Raw genomic sequence first — 16,938 nt, forward strand, 5'->3', positions numbered from 1 at the left:
CGGGAACGGCCCCTTCTCGATGAACAACGCCGTGATGAAACCCCACGCGATGAACGCCGCGATATTCGGCATGATCATCCCGGACAGGAACGTCCCGAACTTCTGCACCGCCACCCGACTACTACTGGTCTTGCTGGCGGGCGCACCTGCGTCGACTGTCATTTCTCCACCTCTCCCACATTGGCCAGGTGAGCGGAGAATCCACCACGGGCGGCCTCGACACCGCCGGGCACGGGATTCTCCGGACGGGCCCACGATAAACCCGGACCGGGCCGTGGCAAGTGGTCCGACCGGGTTCGTTTGCCCGTGCGAAGAACCGTTATCGCCGAACGGCTCGCCGGGCCGCAGCCCGGCGCGAATCGCAACCCGGTCGAGATCGCACCGTGACCCTGACGGCGATCCCGCCCCGGCACCGGCGGAGAGGGTGGGCCCGGTCAGGCCAGCAGGTCCCTGATCTCGGCCGCGGTCAGCCCGGCCGGGCCGGCGGACCGCTCGGCCCCGGCTTCGGGCCCCACGGACCCGGGCGCGGCCCGGCCGGCCGGCCCGACGACCTCGTCGAACAGCCTGGCCTTGCCCGCCTTGAGGGCCATCACCTTCTCCTCGATGGTGCCGCGGGCGACGTACCGGTGGACGATGACCCGCTTGGTCTGGCCGATGCGGTGCGCCCGATCGACCGCCTGGGCCTCGGCGGCCGGGTTCCACCAGGGGTCGAGCAGGATGCAGTAGTCGGCCTCGGTGAGGTTGAGCCCGAAGCCGCCGGCCTTGAGGCTGATGAGGAATACCGGCGCGGCACCGGAGCGGAACGCCTCGACCACGGCGCCGCGGTCGCGGGTGCGGCCGTCGAGCCGGCAGTGCGGCAGGGCCAGCGCGTCGAGCCGGTCCGCCGTCCGGTCCAGGAAGCGGGTGAACTGGCTGAACACCAGGACCCGGTGCCCGGACTCCACGATCTCGGCGATGCGGTCGATGGCCACCTCGAGCTTGCTGGACGGCACGTCCGCGTGGGCCGGGTCGACCAGCGAGGGGTCCAGGCTCAGCTGGCGCAGCAGCGTCAGCGATTTCAGGATCTGGAACCGGTTGTCCTGCACCGAACCGTCGCCGGCGAGCAACCCGAGCACCTTCTGCCGCTCGCGCTGCAGGTACCGCTGGTAGAGCTGCTGGTGGCGGGGGGACAGGTCCAGCTCGATGACCTGTTCCAGCTTGGGCGGCAGTTCCGGCGCGACCTGCTCCTTGGTGCGGCGCAGCAGGAACGGCGCGGCCCGCCGGTGCAGCTGGGCCAGCCGTTCCGGCGCCCCGCCGCGCTCGATGGGGACCCGGTAGTACTCGGTGAAGCGGCGCAGGTCGGGGAACAGACCCGGCGCGCTCAGCGCCAGCAGCGCCCAGAACTCGGTCAGGTTGTTCTCCAGCGGCGTCCCGGTCACCGCGAAGGTGACCGGCGCCGGGAAATCGCGCGCGCAGCGGAACCCCTTGGACTGGGTGTTCTTGACGAACTGCGCCTCGTCCAGGATCAGCGCCGCCCACCGCTGCTCGGCGAAGTCGGCCGCGTCCAGGCGGAAGAGCTGGTAGGAGGTGACGACCAGATCGGCCCCGGCGACGGTCTCGGCCAGGGAGCCGCCGCGGCGGGCTCCGCTGCGGGTCACCGTGGCCACGCGCAGTCCCGGCGTGAACCGGGCCGCCTCGGCCACCCAGTTGCCGACGACGCTGGTCGGCGCGACGACCAGGACGGGTGGCCCGGCCGGGTCGGCCTCGCGGGCGTGCGCGACCAGGCCGAGCATCTGGAGCGTCTTGCCCAGGCCCATGTCGTCGGCCAGCACGCCGCCCAGTCCGCGGTCGAAGCGGGCCCGCAACCAGTCCAGCCCGGCCCGTTGGTAGTCGCGCAGGTCGGCGTGCAGCCCGGCGGGCGGAGCCGGGGCCGGGGCCTGCGCCGGCGGCCCGAGCCGGCGGATCCGGTCGCGCCAGCGCGCGGCCCGGTCGCCGAGCAGGCCCGTGTCCTCCAGGTCCGCCCAGCGGGAGGCGGTGTACCGGCCGACCCGGAGTTCGTCGGCCGGTGTGTCGTCCATGGCGCGGGATTCCTCGATGAGGTCGCGCAGCCGGGCCCACCGCTCCCCCGGGCCGGTCAGATCCAGGTAGGTGCCGCTGGGCAGGATCAGCATGGGTTCGTCGGCGGCCAGCGCCCGGAAGATCAGCCCGAACGGCACGTGCTCACCGTCGACGGTGACCCGGACCGCGAACCCGAACCAGTCCCGGCCATCGGCGTCGGCCGCCCCGGCGGACCCGACTCCGGACCCGGCGGACCCGACTCCGGACCCGTCGGACCCGACTCCGGACTCGTCGATCGCGGCCAGATCCAGCTCCGCATCGCCGGTGGCCGGCCGGTAGCGCAGGGCGGCATCGGGACCGTCGAGCTCGGCGATCAGGTCGGGCAGCTGCGCCAGCACGGGCCAGCCGCCGGTCATGAAGCGCACGCAGTCGGCGCCGGTGAGCAGGAAGCGCGGGTGCGGCGCCGGTCCGTCCGGTCCGGCGGCCAGGGCGGCGTCCGGCAGCGCGCCGGTCGCCACGACGGCGGCGATCATCCGGCGCATCGCCGCCCGATCCTCGGCGGGCAGCCCGGCCCGGTCGTCGAGCTCGCGGCGGCGGCCGGATTCCTCCTGCCACTGCCAGTGCAGGGACAACCGGTGCTCCGGTTCGCGGGTCAGGGTCAGCACGGGTCGCGGGGGCACCGGCTCGGGCAGCACGGCCGATCCGTCGGTGGACAGCACGCCGATCCGCCGGCGCAGGCCGGGCAGGAACTCGCCCAGGAAGCGATCCTCGTCCGCAGGCGGGATCTCGATGGTGCCGCCGTCGAGCAGGCCGGCCAGGTCGGCGGTCAGCGGGCGGCGCAAACGGGCCAGCAGCAGCGCCGGCCCGGCCGCCCCGCCCGGGTCACCCGGACCGAGCAGCAGCCCGTGCACCGGCCGGCCGATGAGGGCCGTCACCGCCGGGTCGAGCACCCGCTCGCCCAGGCGCAGCACGGGGGTGACCCGGAAGGCGCCGGCGCGCGCCACGTCGAGCGCGAGCTCGGCCGAATCGGTGGAGAGCTCGATCGGCGTGTGCTGGCCGTCGAGCAGCAGTTCGATCCCCGCCTGCTGTGCGTCCGCGAGGGCGTCCCACAGCTGGGCCCCACCGGGACCGTCCAGCGAGATCCAGGCGGCCAGCGCCTGCTGCGGGTGGCGGCGCAGCTCCAGGTCGGCGAGGCCGCGTAGCGTCTCCAGCTGCTCCGGACGGTGCTGGGCGGTGTAGTAGCCGTACCGCAGATCCCGCCAGGAGACGCCGGTGCTCACCCAGCGGTGACGGGCGTTGAACTGGATCGGCCGGATCCGCACGCCGGCCGATCCGAAGGGGCCGGCGGTGCGCGTCCGGGTGACGGCGACCTGCAGCGCCAGCATCGTGTGCACCCGGTCGCGCTCGGCCCGCGGCTTGCACGACGCGCCCAGCAACCGGGTCAGCGACCGTTCCCAGCCGGCCGCGGGCTCGTCGGCGCCGTCGAGGTCGTCAGCGCCGTCGGGGCCGACCACCACCAGGCCGCGGCCGGCGGTAGGCCGGCTCGCACCGGCCAGGTGGTGCAGCAGGGCCGCGACCGCGTGCTTGCAGTCCAGCTCGACCGGGCAGTCGCAGTCACCCTCGAACGCCCCGACCCGGTCACCGGCGAGCACGTAGGAGACGCCGACCTGGTACGGCCACGGACGCGTCCCGCTGACCGTGGCCTGCAGCTCGCCCGGCCGGGTCTGCGTGCAGGTCAGCACTCCGCCGCGGGCGAGCACCGACCGGGCGCGACCGAGCACGACGTCGCCGACGTGCCAGGCCAAGCCGTGGTCGTTGTCTTGGTCGTGGCCGTCACCACCGACCCCGGTGGATCGGGCGGCCCCCGGCGGCCACGGTCCGCGGCGGCGCTCGCCCGGCCGCCCTGCCGGCTCACCCCTCATGCCCGTCCCCCGTCCGCCGCGCCGACCACCGGGTGGTGATCTGCTGGGGACTGTAGAAGCCGGGTCCGACAGCGCCGGCTCGACAGGCCGGGCCGACCGGCCGGTTCAGCGGGCCGAGGCCGGGGCCGTCACCGATGTCCGAGCGTGTACCGGACGCGCTGGTCGAACCCGATCCGGCCGTCCGCGGTGTGCCGTCGCGTGTCCTCGAGGGCAGCGGCCGCGGCCGCGTGGACCGCTGCCCGGTGCTCGTCCGGCACCATCTGCCAGAAGAGCCGCTGACCGGTGGACATCGTCCACCGGTGCCAGTGGGCGACGTCGTCGAAGCGGACGGGGAGCAGCTCGCCGGCCGTGCGCACGCCGCGCAACCCGGCGTCGACGAGCAGCTGCTCGACTCCGGCGTCGGACGCGAAGGGGCCCCGCGCCCCGGTCGTCCGGGCGTCCCGCATGGCCGGCGGGAGGAAGGGGGCGAAGACCGCGTCGACCGGCTCCCACCACGGGCTGTAGGGGCCGAACGTGGACACCCCGAGCCGGCCGTGATCGGCCAGCAGTCCGGCCCACGCACCCACCGCGGCCGCCGGGTCGGGCAGGAAGAACGCCACCAGGGACGAGGCGGCGACGTCGAACGACCCGGCGGGCAGGTCGGGGCGCTGCGCGTCGCCGACCACGACGTCGACCGCCAGACCGGCCCGGGCGGCCTCCTCGGCCGCCGCGCGGACCATCCGGGGCGCCAGATCCAGGCCGACCGTCCGCCCGGTGGGCCCGACCGCGGCGCCCAGGCGCAGCAGGGCGGCGCCGCGGCCGCACCCGAGGTCCACCGCTCGTTCGCCCGGCTGCGGAGCCAGCTCCCGCACCAGCCGCGCCGCGATCGGCCCGAAGAGCTCGACGCCGACCTGGTCGTAGCTGTCGGCGGCCTGATCGAACATCGCGGCGATCCGATCCCGCTGGTCCATGTCGACCACCATGCCACCGCTGCCGCCTTAGGGCACCAGCACCACCCGGGACCCGGGCCGGTCCCAGACCTGCGCGACCTCGGCCAGCGGGACCCGATGATGATCGACGGTCAGCCGTCCACCGAGCACCTCGGTCGCGACGTGGGTGAGGGCGGCCCGGCGCTGCTCGACCGTCAGCGCGTTGTTGGTGTAGCCGTGGATCTGCACCTGCCGGCTGCGGACCGTCGAGGAGTCGATCGGTGCGGTCTCGCCGGCCGAGCTGCCCAGGTTGACCAGCCGGCCGCCCGGGCGCAGGGTGCGCAGCGCAGCCGCGGCCGGCACGCCGAACAGCGGGTCCAGCACCAGATCGACCGGACCGCCGGCCCCGTCGATCAGCCGGGCGGCCAGCGTGTCGACGTCGTCACCGGGTTCGATGGCCACGGCCGCGTCGGCGCCGAGCCGCCGGGCCCGGTCCAGGTCCGCGGCCGAGCGGGCCGCCGCAATCACCCGGGCGGCGCCGGCGCTCCGGGCCAGCTGCAGACCGGCCTGCCCGACGACGCCGCCGGCGCCGAGCACGAGGACCCGGTCGCCGGCGGAGAGCCCGCCGGGCCCGGTCATCGCGGACCAGGCCGCCACCGCGGACAGGCCGAGGGCGGCGATCAGGACCGGATCGGACCCGGCCGGCAGCTCGACCACATCGCGCCGGTCGGCCACCACGACCGACCGCATGCTGCCGTCGCCCGGCTGCATGCCGGCGGTGGTGGCGAACCAGACGGTGGTGCCCGCCGGGATCGGACCGGTCTCGACGGTCCCGACGCCCTGCACGCCGGGCACGTACGGGGTGACCGGCACCCCGAAGTACGACCGGCCGGTGGCGCACAGCCGGTCCAGCGGGGTGATCGGCGCGGCCGCCACCCGGATCACGACCTGATCGCCGGCCGGGCCGGGGACGTCAAGCTCGCCGAACCGGGGCACCCGGCCCGGCTGGTCCAGCAGCGCCGCGGACGTCCGGCTCACGCGCGGCGCCCCGTCACGACTGCTCCAGCTGCTCGCGGAACTCGTCCTCCCGGGCGAGCGTGGTCGTGTCGGACTTGAAGTCGGTGTACTGGTAGGGGTTCTCCAGCCGCTCGGTGGCCGCCTGATCGGGATACATACCGGCCGCCCAGGCCGGCTCGCCCAGCTCCGCGCGCAGATGGGCCACCGTGTCCTCGATCTCGCGCCGGGCCGCGGCCAGGTCGACGCCGACCAGCTTGCCGGCGTCCTTGACCACCACCCCGTTCACCAGCACCGTGTGCACATCCGCCCGCTGGGCCTGGAAGGCCACGTGCCCGTACGGGTTCAGCACCGGGAACGAGACGGTGGAGTCGTCGTTGCGCAGCAGCACGATGTCGGCCTTCTTGCCGACCTCCAGGCTGCCCAGGTCGTCGCGGCCGAGCGCGTGCGCACCGCCCCGGGTCGCCCACTCCACGACGTGCTCGGCGCGCAGCGCGGCATGGGTGACCGTCTCACCCTTCAGATGCGCCTCGAAGTGCTCGCGCGACCGGTCCGCGCCCAGGGTGGACCGCATCGCGGAGAACAGGTCGCCGCTCCACCAGACGCTGGTGTCCATCGACAGCGACACCGGGATGCCGTGCCGGCGGACCTGCCAGGTGGGCGGGTAGCCCTGTCCGGCACTCTGTTCCGACTCGGTGGCGACCGAGATCGAACCGCCGGTGGCGGCGATCCGGTGGTAGGAATCGGTGGACAGCGACGCCGCGTGCACGTAGACCGTGTCCGGCTGCATGAACCCGCCGTCGTACATCTGCCGGATGCTGTCGTCGCCGGTCGCCCCCCAGACCCCGGCGTGGGTGGTCACCGGCAGGCCCAGCTCCCGGGCCACCTCGAATGCGGCCCGCTCCGGGAACGCCGGATCGCCGGTCACGTCGAAGGCCAGCTGCACGGCGTCGAGCGAACCCTGCCCGTCGCGGTACCGCTCCAGGAACGCGCGCACCGCCGGGTCCGCCGACCACTCCCACGGCCCGGCCTGGATGTTGCCGTACGCCAGCACGTACCGGCCGGGCACCGCGAGCAGGGCGTCGACGGCGGCCTGCGCGTGGTCGACCGTCTGCAGGCCGTGCGACCAGTCGACGACCGTGGTCACGCCCGACTCGAGCGACTCGAGGGCGGCCAGCCGGTTCCCCGCAGCCACGTCCTGCGGGCGGAACTTGCGCCCGTGCTCCAGGTAGTACCAGACGAAGTACTGCGTCAGCGTCCAGTCGGCCCCGTAGCCGCGCATCGCGGTCTGCCACATGTGCCGGTGGGTGTCGATCATGCCGGGCATGACGATGCCGCCGCCGGCGTCGATCTCGCGGGTGCCGGGCGGCACCTCCAACCCGACGCCGACCGCCGCGACGGAATCGCCGACGACGAGCACGTCGGCCCCGTCGAGGATGGTGTGGGTCTTGTCCATGGTCAGCACCGTGCCGCCGCGCAGGACGACGGAGCCGGGAGTCGTCATCGAGGTTCCCTCTTTCCGGGCCGGGATCTGGTCGGGTGGTTCAGGTTCGGGTCAGGTCGAGATGTCGGGGTAGGGCAGCGTCAGGTGCTTCATCGCGCGGCCGTAGGCGAGCTGGTACTCCAGCGGCCCGTGGTCGCGCTCGAACATGGCGATGAACAGGGTCAGCGTGAGGAACGGATGCGCGCCCATCTCGAACAGCGCGACGTGATCATGTTCGGCGAGCGCTCGGCGCTCCTCGTCGGTGAACGCGAGCCAGGTGGATCTCTCCGCGTCGATGCAGTTGAGCAGCAGGTTGGCCCGCTCGGACTCCCACCAGTCGACGGTGCCGGCCGGGTCCTCGCGGTACCGCTCGACCAGCTCGGGGTCGCGGTCGACGGTGAACAGGAACTTATTCAGCAGATACTTGCTCATGACGACGACACCTCGGGACTCGTCGCCGGTTCGGTCGTCCCGAGGACGTCGCCGTCATTCGAGTGCTGATGATTCGCTCGGCGAGCCTGGCTCATGGACTGCTCCACCACCCCGGCCGGCGCCCCGTTCGGGTACCAGGTGAAGTAGGCCTCCATCGTGTGGAACAGGTCGAGAGAGTCGACGTAGTCGGCCTTCCGGCCTTCACCGGCCACGCCCATCATGAGCATGAAGTCCATGAAGCCGTGGGTGGCGTTACCCGGGGCGTGCAGGCTGTCCAGCGTCACCTCGGCCAGGCAACCCTCGATGTCGCCGGACGCGATCCAGTCGACCGCCTTGCGATCGAACTCCGGATCCGGTCCGTGCTCGCCGAACTGCCGCGGCCCACCCAGTTCCAGCGACAGGTGACCGGTACCGATGACGGCCACCCGCTTGTCGCTGTCCCAGGACTCGACCATCTCGCGCACGGCGTTGCCCAGGGCCACGAACCGGCGCGGCTGGGGCAGCGGCGGGGCGAAGATGTTGGTGTAGATCGGCACGATCGGCAGGTCGGCCTGCGGCCGCAGCGTGATGATCGGGCAGGTCACGCTGTGGTCGATGCGCAGCTCGTTGCTGAAGGCCAGGTCGAAGTCCCGGTCCAGCCCGTCCCGCAGGATGTGGGCGGCCAGGTCCTCCTCGCCCCGGAGCCGGAACCGCGGGAGCCCGAACTCGCGCTCCTCGTTGTACCAGTTGGCGTCGAACCAGGGCGCCTTGCCGACCAGGAACTGCGGCATGTTGTCCAGCCACAGCTGGTGGAAATGGTCGCTGCCGACCATCACCAGCACGTCGGGCTCGGCCACGGTGAGCGTGTGCCGGAACCGCTCGATCTTGGCCACCCACTCGTCGGCGAACGGCGGTCGGTCGGCGCCGGTCGCCCTGCTCGCCCGGTAGTAGAACGGGTGATGGGTGGACGCGATGACGGCGGCGATCTCAGCCACGCGAACCTCCGGGTTCGTCGGTCAGGGCGGGCGGCTCGTACGGGTCCGGCGGCACCGAGACGTTGTTCAGGTCGACGGACAGGAAGATCCGGTTGGCCACGGGGTGCCGCAGTTCCTCGGCCAGCTGGCCGATCAGCCCGGCGGTCCGGGCCAGCAGGGCGAACCCGCGCAGCAGCTCCAGGGGCAGGCCCAGGTCGGCCAGCGCGGCCCCGCACACCCCGGCCCCGTTGAGCGGCAGCGTTTTTCCCAGCACCTGCGGGTGCACCCGGCCGATCGCGGCGAACAGCTGCAGGTGCGGCCCGACGAGTCCCTCCTCGGCGGCGATGGCGAACAGCCGTGGGGTGCGGGGATCCCCGCCCTTGTGCACGTGATGGCCCAGACCGGGCACGAACCGGCCATCGCCCCGCCGCCGCGCGACGGTGGCCAGGGCCAGGGCGTCCCACCCGGCATCGTCGGCGGGCAGGACGCCGTCCTGGGCGGCCAGCACGTCGTGCAGGAACCGGCCGCAGTCCTCGGTGACCCCGAGGAAGCGGGAGCCACCGCCGAGCAACCCGGCGGCCAGCGCTCCCTGGATCGAATCCGGTGCCGACAGGTAGGTCAGCCGGGCGGCGATGGCGGTCGGGGTGAAGCCGTGGTCGGCCAGCGCGGCGAGAACGGCCTCGAAGAGCCGGGTCTGGCCGGCGGTGGGCCGGCGCTGGGTCGCCAGCCAGAAGGCCAGCTCGCCGAACCCGACGGTGCCCATCACGTCATCGGCCAGATCCCTTCCCAGCAGCGTGATCCGATCCCGGGTGGAGGCACCCAGCGCGGTCGGGTAGGCCGGTTCCGGTTCAGTCATGTCGGGTCTCCGGACGCTCCAGCCAGTCCCGGATGTCGGCGCCCTGCTGGTCCAGCGCCGGCGGCGGCAGCCGGTAGTCCGGTGGGGTGGCGGACAGCCGGATCGGGTTGCGGATCGAGGGCACCGCGTCCGCCCCGAGCGTCACCACCGGCTCCAACCCGAGCCGCTGGGCCAATTCGACCCCACCCTGCACGGTGTTGATCGGCCCGCTGGGCAGCCCGGCCGCGGTGAGCACGTCGAACCACTCCTGCGCGCTCCGGGTGGCCAGCGCCGCCAACAGCAAGGGTCGCAACACGTCCCGGTTGTCGTTGCGCTTGCCGACGGTGTCGAAGCGCTCGTCGTCGGCCAGCTCGGGCCGCCCGATGGCCGCGCAGAGGCGGCGGAACTGCCCGTCGTTGCCGGCGATGACGATGAGCTCGCCGTCGCCGGTGGCCATCGGCTCGTACGGGAACAGGCTCAGGTGCGCGTTGCCCATCCGGCCGGGCACCACGCCCCCGGCCACGTACGCCGACGTCTGGTTGACCAGCGCGGACAGCGCGCTGGAGAGCAGGTTGGCCTCGACGTGCTGGCCCTGGCCGGTCCGGTCCCGATGGTGCAGCGCGGCGAGAATGCCGATGACCGAGTGCATCCCGGTCATCACGTCGAAGACCGAGATGCCCGACCGGAACGGCGGGCCGGCCGGGTCGCCGGTCAGGCTCATCAACCCCGACATCGCCTGCACCAGCAGGTCGTAGCCCGGCAGCGACGCACCCGCACCGGCGCCGAAACCGCTGATGGAGCAGTAGATCACCCCCGCGTTGCGGGCCCGCACCGATTCGTGGTCCAGGCCGAAGCGGGCCAGCCCACCGGGCTTGAAGTTCTGGATGAACACGTCCGCCCGGGCGCTCAGCTCGTGGGCCAGCGACCGGTCGTGGTCGTCCTTCAGATCCAGCACGACCGACCGCTTGTTCCGGTTGACGGCCAGGTAGTAGGTGCCGACCCCGTCCCGGGCCGGCGGCACCCAGGCCCGGGTGTCGTCCCCGCCGGGGCCCTCCACCTTGACGACCTCGGCCCCCAGGTCGGCGAGCAGCATCGTGGCGTACGGGCCGGCGAGCACCCGCGAGAAGTCGGCCACCAGGATGCCCGCCAGCGGACCGCTCGGGCGCCCAGCCGGAACCGGATCCACGTGCAACCATCCCTCTGCCGTAGAGCGGACAACTGTCCGCTGCCGAATCTCCTCCCCGGACGGGATGCTGTCAAGGGTCGGACGATCGATGCTTAGGCATGAAAACCGCCCGGCCGGGCGGCGCGACCGGACCGGCGGTCAGGCCAGGCGGTCAGGCGGTCAGGCGGTCAGGCCGGCCGGGTGACGTGCGGCAGCGCGTCGCGCCGGGCGAAGTCGGCGCTGATCTCCCCCGCCGTGGCCAGCAGCAGCGGCAGGTGGTCCTGGACGAGCCGGTCCACCGTGGTCTCGGCCGCGTGCGCGTTCACGTTGACCGCGGCGATCACCCGCCCGCTTCCGTCGCGGAGCGGGGCGGCGACCGACCGGATACCCGGCGCCAGCTTCTCGTCGGTCAGGGCCCAACCCCGGGCCCGCACCTGCGCCAGCTCGGCCTCCCGCTCGTCGCGGTCGGGCTGCCAGCGGGGGGTGATGCCGGACCGGGACGGCTCGGCCAGGATGCGGTCGACCTCGGCCGTCGCCCGGTCCGCCAGCAGCACCTTGCCCAGTGACGTGGGCAGGGCCGGGAAGCGGGTGCCGATGTCCACGGCCAGGGTGACGATCTTCGGCACGGAGACGCGGGCGACGTAGACGATGTCCGAGCCGTCCAGCTGGGCGATCGAGGACGATTCGTGGGTGCGGGCGACGAGCCGCTCCAGATGCGGGCGGGCGATGTCCCACAGACCCATCGAGTGCACGTAGGCCATGCCCAGCTCGAGCACCCGCGGGGTGAGGGCGAAGCCGGCCGGAACGGCGGTCCCTCCCACGGGCCGGACGTACCCGAGTTCGGCCAGCGTCAGCAGGATCCGCCGGGCGGTCGGCCGGGCCAGTCCGGTCGCGCCGGCGACCTCGGCCAGCGTCATCACCGGCCGGGCGGGGCGGAAGGCGGCGATCACCTCGAGACCGCGGGCCAGCGCCTCGATGAAGTCTGGCCCGGTGCCCTCACGCGGCATGGCCCTCCCTCCACCGTCAGTTGATCCCGGTTGACTCTACGGCGGTGACCGCCCAGCGGACAGACCTCCGGGCGTCCGTCCATGCTGAGGTCGCGCGTCAGCTCGAAGTGGGAGCTGGGCCGAACCCGGGTGGTGGATGAGCAGAGGAGCCATCGGATCTCGCCGACTCGAGGCTGAAGGCCCTCGACATCACACGGGATAAATTCCCGGAATCCTTTGTAATACGGCGTGTCGACCGCCAGCAGTTCTATCCGCTCCTCAGACTGCCCTGATGGCATTCCGGACCTTCGACGTCGGTCCGGTGCGCGGACTCGCCAAGGCCGCCGCCGTCGCCCTGCCAAACCTGGTCGTCATCGCTGGCCCCAACGGCGCCGGCAAATCGACCCTGCTCGAAGAACTCCATCGAGAAATCTCGGCGCCCGAAACCGGAACCCAGGTCCTATGGATCGGCCCGCACCGCGGCTGGGATCAAGTGCCGATCCAGCGAGACGTCCTCTGGCAACACCAAGGGCCGCTCGAGCCCCTCCTCGAGTCCCTGCGGCAGTCGGTGCAACCGGGAATGCAGGTGGGCTGGCAACTCGGAACCGTCCTCAAGACCTACCTCATTCGCATGCTCGCCCGGCAACGGATCGCCCGCGACCGAATGCTCGACCAGCTCGGCCCGGATGACAGGATCAAACGCACCGACCTTCCGGACCTGTTCGCCCCATTCGCGGAATTGATCAGCACCGTACTGCCCTACCTAAGGTTCCAAGGGGTCACCGAAAACGAGTCAGGCAACAGCGTTCAGTGCCTGTTCGCCACCGTCGACGGCACGGGAGACGCGTTCGACATCGAGCTGCTCTCCTCGGGCGAGAAGACTATGATCGCCCTATTCCTACCGTTTCTTGAGACCCGCGCACAGGCCCAGGCCGAGCCTGCGACAGACAGTTCGGCGCCGGCGGTGCCGCTGACCGTGTTGATCGACGAGGTCGACCAACACCTGCATCCGCTGCTGCAGTTGCAGGTGTTGCAGTATCTCCGCGATCAAGCCCGAAGTGGGGTGGCGCAGTTCATCGTCACCACCCACTCCCCGGCCCTGCTGGACGCCGCGACCGACGATGAACTGTTCCTCTTGAGTCCGGCCGCCCTTTGTCCAGGTGGGAACCAGCTAACCCGCCTCGCCACCAGCCACGATCGGCTGGAGGCGGCGCGGGAGCTGACCGGGTCAACGCATCTGCTGACCCGGGCCAAGCCGATCGTGTTCGTGGAGGGCGAACCCGACGGCCGCCGTGGGGTCAGCGACGTCCATCTCATCAGCCAACTTCTTCCCCAAACCGCAACCTGGGCGCTGGTACCCACCCACTCAAAGACGCAGGTCGTCAAAGCAATCCGCAGTCTGCGTCATGAGGATCTGAATCTGCCCGGCACGCCGGTGTTCGGGCTCGTCGACGGTGACCGCGACAAAGACACCGGTGACGACCACGTCGTCGCCTGGCCGGTCGCCATGATCGAGAACCTGCTGCTAGACACCGAGGCCATCTACCAGGCGCTGCTTCCCCACCGAGCGGAAACCGCAGTTCTAACTGTCGGCGCCGTTCAAGATGCGCTGGAACGCGCGGTGAACGACCGCATGGAGGATGAGGTCCGGCTTCGCATCGACCAACATCTCACACACGGATACCTGCGCGTCACGGCGTCCGACCTCAAGCGTCTTGATGCCGTGGCCGTGGAACAGGCCCAAGCATGGGTAGCCAAGCTGCGCAAACAGGACCTCCCCCGGCTGGCATCCGCTGCCCGCGGCGAGGTCGACGAGATCGTCAAGACGGGGACCCAGCTCGACCGCTTCCACGGCAAGAAGATTCTCCGCGCCGTCTACCGAGAGCTCGCCGTCGACGGCAGGCCCGGCTGGGCTACCTTCACGACGGCGATCGCCCGACATGCAGCTGACCGAGATCGCACCCGCGAGCTGACCGCGGCAGCCCTGCTGCGGATCACACTCTACTTCCCGAACGGCTTGGCCGAGGCGCTGCGCACCGCCGGCGGCCCAATAGAAGAGGCGGCATCGCTCGCAAACGAATGCGAGACCCATTTGGCCGCCTGGTGTTCAGCTCTCAATGGCGCGGGTGGTGGACCGATCGCGGACGGCCGGGACGACCTGCGGCGCCGCATCGTCAGCTTCACCCGCCACGACGATGTCGACGCGGAGCACCGCGGCCGATTGGTCCGGCTGGCCGCCGAGATCGGCACACCGTGAACGACAAGTCCGTCGACCATCCCGAATCACCACCGGCGACGGCGACACGCTCCGATTGCTGGACGGGGTGCCGCTGTCCGACGAGGAAGACGCCTACGTCCGGGCCGCCTGGGCGGCCAAACGCTGAACGGCGTCCGCTCCGACTGGGGCGAGTTCACCACCTGGTGCGATCAGCGGTTCCTTGCCCCGCTGCCAGCGGCCGCCGCCACGATCACTGGGTACCTGACCGAGTTGGCCCGGCACGGGGCCAAGGTGGGCACGATGAGCCGTCGGCTCTCCGCGATCAAATTCGCCCACCAACTGCGCTAGGAACCGCGCGGACCAGCCAGGTCAGGATTCACCCGGAACCGACACGCGGGCAGGCGCCCGTCGAGCGTTCGTCTATCGGGCCCGTCGATGAGGACCAAGGTGATCTGATCGGTCCGCGATAGTTGGGTGCCCACCGTGACGACCCGGAAGAGTGGGTGTCGAAGGAGGCCCCGTGATCGCGGAGTTGAACAGACTGGTCGAGCTAGTCGAGGAACATTTGAACGACGACCTCGGCTTGGCTTCGCTGGCGTCTGAGCTTGGCACGACGGAGTACCACCTGCGCCGGATGTTCTCATCATTGGCGGGCATGCCGCTGTCGGAGTACATCCGACGTCGCCGCATGTCGGTGGCAGCGGCAGACGTTCTCGGTACCGGAGACCTGCTGGGCATCGCGGTGCGCTACGGATACGGCTCAGCTGAAGCCTTCGGTCGAGCGTTCCGGTCCGTGCACGGCGTCAGCCACGGCGACGTCAAGCGAGACGGCGGCCCCCTTCGAATGCAACCACAGCTCAGGTTCCGCCTGACAGTAGAAGGGAACATCACGATGGACACCCGCATCACCGATCGACCAGCGTTCCGCCTCATCGGGCACGCCGCCCGCGTGACCCTCATCCACGAGGGCATCAACCCGCACATCCAAGCCCATATCGCTTCTCTCCCGGTGTCCGAGCACGCTCGCCTCAAAGATCTGGGCGACACCCAACCTGCCGGCCTACTCCAGGTGAGCGCCGACGTCGACCCGGACTACACCGAGGGAAGTGAGCTGACCTACCTGCACGGCGTCGCCGTCACCGACACGACACCCGTGCCCGGCGACCTCGACAGCATCGAGATTTCTGCGGGCACATGGGCGGTGTTCCACACCGAGGGCGAGTACCCGGCCGCGCTGCAGGAGGCTTGGGCGGCCACGGCGACCGACTGGTTCCCGTCGAACCCGTGGCGGCTCCGTCCGGGGCCATCGATCGTCTCGGTGCTCGACCGCGCCGATGGCTTCAGCACGGCCACCTGCGAGCTGTGGCTCCCGGTGGAGCGCGCCTGACCTAGCGGACCCGCCGGCAGTGGGCTGCCAGCGGGTCCGCGGAGGGATCGGTTTGTGGGGTGCGACCTTCCGTATCCGGACAGCAGTACGCGCCGTGGGCGCCCGGGCGGCCACGGCGCGTGGGTGCGGCGTGGGTCAGTCGATGACCGTATTTACGGTTTCCGTGACGTACACACCGGCCTGCTTGACGTTGGCCTTGGCCTGCTCGGCCTGGCCGCGGGCCTCGAGCTCCTCGTTGCCGGTGACCTTGCCGGTGACCTCCTTGGCCTTGCCGACGGCTTCCTCGGCGGCGTTCTTGATCTTGTCGCCCATGCTCATGGGTGTCCTCCTCGTGAGTTGGTGGAGTCCGCCGGGCGGCGGATTCCGGGACCGGCCGGGCATCAGCTCCGGACGGGAATCTCGGTTTCGATCTGGTTGCCCTTCACCCGGGCGCGGCGCCCGACGATCAGCTGCAGGTGGGTCGTCAGCCGGTCGGTGTCCAAGGCGGTCCGGGCGTGGGCCAGGGCCTCGTCGATGATCCGGCGGCGCAGCCGGGACAGGTCGGCGTCGGGGTCGGCGGTCACGGTCAGCCGCAGCTCCGGCTGGTCGGGGCGGCCGGTCAGCGCGACCCGGATCTTCTGGACCCCCCGGTACGCGTCGACCTCCTGACCGACGGCGCCGGTCACCACGCCGGCCGGCACGTCGGCCCGCCCGCTGGCGGGCACGTCGCGGTGGTCGGTGTCGACCATCAGCCGGCCCAGCCGGTCCGACCGCAGCTGCACGAGCAGCCACCGGACGGCCAGCAGCGCGGCGAGCACGCCGACCGCGGCGATCGTCAGCCAGAGCCAGGGCCGTTGGTCGTGCACCCAGCCGGCCGTCGCATCGCTGTAGACCGGGTCGCCGGCCGGGCCGAGCAGCCCACCGAACAGCCCGGTGGCGCGGATCACGACGGCGCCGCCGGCGATCAGCAGGATCAGGCCGAGCAGGGCCAGCCCGATGCGGTTGCCGCGCGCGGTGCGCCGGGTGTTCGGGGCGGCGCTCACGCGGGTCGCGCCGGTTGCGCTGGTCATCTGCGTCCTCCCGTCAGCCGCACCACCGGGCGCAGCGGGTGCACCGGGTCGAGCGCGGCGAGTTGGTCGGTCACCGTGGCGACCACCTTGTCGGGCAGCTCCGAAGGGTCGCCCAGCGGGGACGTCACGGCGACGACGGCCCGTCCGCGGCTCAAGGTGGTGCGGGCGTCACTGATGCCGTCGACACTGCGGGCGGCGCCGTCGATGGCGCGACGCAGGTCGGCCGGCCGGATGCGGGTGATCACGTCGGGGTGCTCCTCCCGCAGGTCCAGCATGGTCGGGCGAGGTGGGATCAGCGCGAGGGCGATCAGCCACAGCCCCACCAGGGCGACGGCGGCACCGATCGAGATGATCACCGGCGCCGACCACGCGGTCGTGTTCAGCCAGGCCGAGATGCGCGCCGCATCGAGCGGCGTGGGCTGGCGTCCGAGCTGGACCAGCACGGCCTGCCAGACGGCGAAACCGGCCACCAGGAGCAGCAGCACGGCGACCACGACGGCGGCGGCGGTGCGGCGGCCCCGGGCGGGACGCGCGGTGGCCGCGACCGGC

At 71.9% G+C, this 16,938-nt stretch carries 14 protein-coding genes; 2 read left to right on the top strand and 12 right to left on the bottom strand.

The annotated features are described in order from the left end of the window. Positions 1-434: 434 nt before the first annotated feature. The 9 genes from ACOJUF_RS19465 to ACOJUF_RS19505 all read right to left on the bottom strand — a co-directional run bounded on the left by ACOJUF_RS19465 (position 435) and on the right by ACOJUF_RS19505 (position 11,756). Positions 435-3,842, bottom strand: a complete 3,408-nt coding sequence (locus tag ACOJUF_RS19465) for an SNF2-related protein (RefSeq protein ID WP_420123474.1) — start codon at positions 3,840-3,842, stop codon at positions 435-437. A gap of 245 nt (positions 3,843-4,087) precedes the next feature. Continuing rightward, entirely contained in the window at positions 4,088-4,909 is an 822-nt protein-coding gene (locus ACOJUF_RS19470) for a class I SAM-dependent methyltransferase (protein ID WP_420123475.1), read from the bottom strand. Positions 4,910-4,936: 27 nt separating this feature from the next. Next, entirely contained in the window at positions 4,937-5,905 is a 969-nt protein-coding gene (locus ACOJUF_RS19475; RefSeq protein WP_420123476.1) for a zinc-binding dehydrogenase, read from the bottom strand. Positions 5,906-5,918: 13 nt separating this feature from the next. After that, positions 5,919-7,385: an amidohydrolase family protein gene (locus ACOJUF_RS19480; RefSeq protein ID WP_420123477.1), complete on the bottom strand. Its 1,467-nt coding sequence runs from the start codon at positions 7,383-7,385 to the stop codon at positions 5,919-5,921. Between the two features lie 51 nt (positions 7,386-7,436). Beyond that, entirely contained in the window at positions 7,437-7,796 is a 360-nt protein-coding gene (locus ACOJUF_RS19485; RefSeq protein WP_420123478.1) for a hypothetical protein, read from the bottom strand. After that, complete coding sequence (locus ACOJUF_RS19490; RefSeq protein WP_420123479.1) at positions 7,793-8,770, bottom strand: extradiol ring-cleavage dioxygenase; 978 nt, start codon at positions 8,768-8,770, stop codon at positions 7,793-7,795. The genes ACOJUF_RS19485 and ACOJUF_RS19490 overlap by 4 nt, the downstream gene beginning before the upstream one ends. Continuing rightward, positions 8,763-9,605, bottom strand: coding sequence for a citryl-CoA lyase (locus tag ACOJUF_RS19495; RefSeq protein ID WP_420123480.1), 843 nt, complete (start codon positions 9,603-9,605; stop codon positions 8,763-8,765). Before ACOJUF_RS19495 ends, ACOJUF_RS19490 begins: the two co-directional genes overlap by 8 nt. After that, positions 9,598-10,770, bottom strand: a complete 1,173-nt coding sequence (locus ACOJUF_RS19500) for a CaiB/BaiF CoA transferase family protein (RefSeq protein ID WP_420123481.1) — start codon at positions 10,768-10,770, stop codon at positions 9,598-9,600. The genes ACOJUF_RS19495 and ACOJUF_RS19500 overlap by 8 nt, the downstream gene beginning before the upstream one ends. 167 nt (positions 10,771-10,937) lie before the next feature. Continuing rightward, complete coding sequence (locus tag ACOJUF_RS19505; protein WP_420123482.1) at positions 10,938-11,756, bottom strand: IclR family transcriptional regulator domain-containing protein; 819 nt, start codon at positions 11,754-11,756, stop codon at positions 10,938-10,940. Between the two features lie 271 nt (positions 11,757-12,027). On the opposite strand from ACOJUF_RS19505, the gene ACOJUF_RS19510 reads away from it, so the two are divergent. Together ACOJUF_RS19510 and ACOJUF_RS19515 are read left to right on the top strand one after the other, a co-directional pair. Next, positions 12,028-13,992: an AAA family ATPase gene (locus ACOJUF_RS19510; protein ID WP_420123483.1), complete on the top strand. Its 1,965-nt coding sequence runs from the start codon at positions 12,028-12,030 to the stop codon at positions 13,990-13,992. A 481-nt stretch (positions 13,993-14,473) separates the two neighbouring features. Next, on the top strand, positions 14,474-15,340 hold the full coding sequence (locus ACOJUF_RS19515; RefSeq protein ID WP_420123484.1) for an AraC family transcriptional regulator: 867 nt from the start codon (positions 14,474-14,476) through the stop codon (positions 15,338-15,340). 135 nt (positions 15,341-15,475) lie between these two features. On the opposite strand, the gene ACOJUF_RS19520 is transcribed toward ACOJUF_RS19515, so the two are convergent. The 3 genes from ACOJUF_RS19520 to ACOJUF_RS19530 form a co-directional block, all read right to left on the bottom strand. Beyond that, complete coding sequence (locus ACOJUF_RS19520; protein WP_420123485.1) at positions 15,476-15,658, bottom strand: CsbD family protein; 183 nt, start codon at positions 15,656-15,658, stop codon at positions 15,476-15,478. A gap of 62 nt (positions 15,659-15,720) precedes the next feature. Then, the gene (locus tag ACOJUF_RS19525; RefSeq protein WP_420123486.1) at positions 15,721-16,389 is read right to left on the bottom strand and encodes an alkaline shock response membrane anchor protein AmaP; all 669 of its coding nucleotides are present in this window, start codon (positions 16,387-16,389) and stop codon (positions 15,721-15,723) included. After that, positions 16,386-16,938 (bottom strand): DUF6286 domain-containing protein (locus ACOJUF_RS19530; RefSeq protein WP_420123487.1); only part of this gene is annotated, 553 nt, incomplete at its 5' end. The genes ACOJUF_RS19525 and ACOJUF_RS19530, both read right to left, overlap by 4 nt.

This window comes from Nakamurella sp. (assembly GCF_048594475.1).
Taxonomy (GTDB): domain Bacteria; phylum Actinomycetota; class Actinomycetes; order Mycobacteriales; family Nakamurellaceae; genus Nakamurella.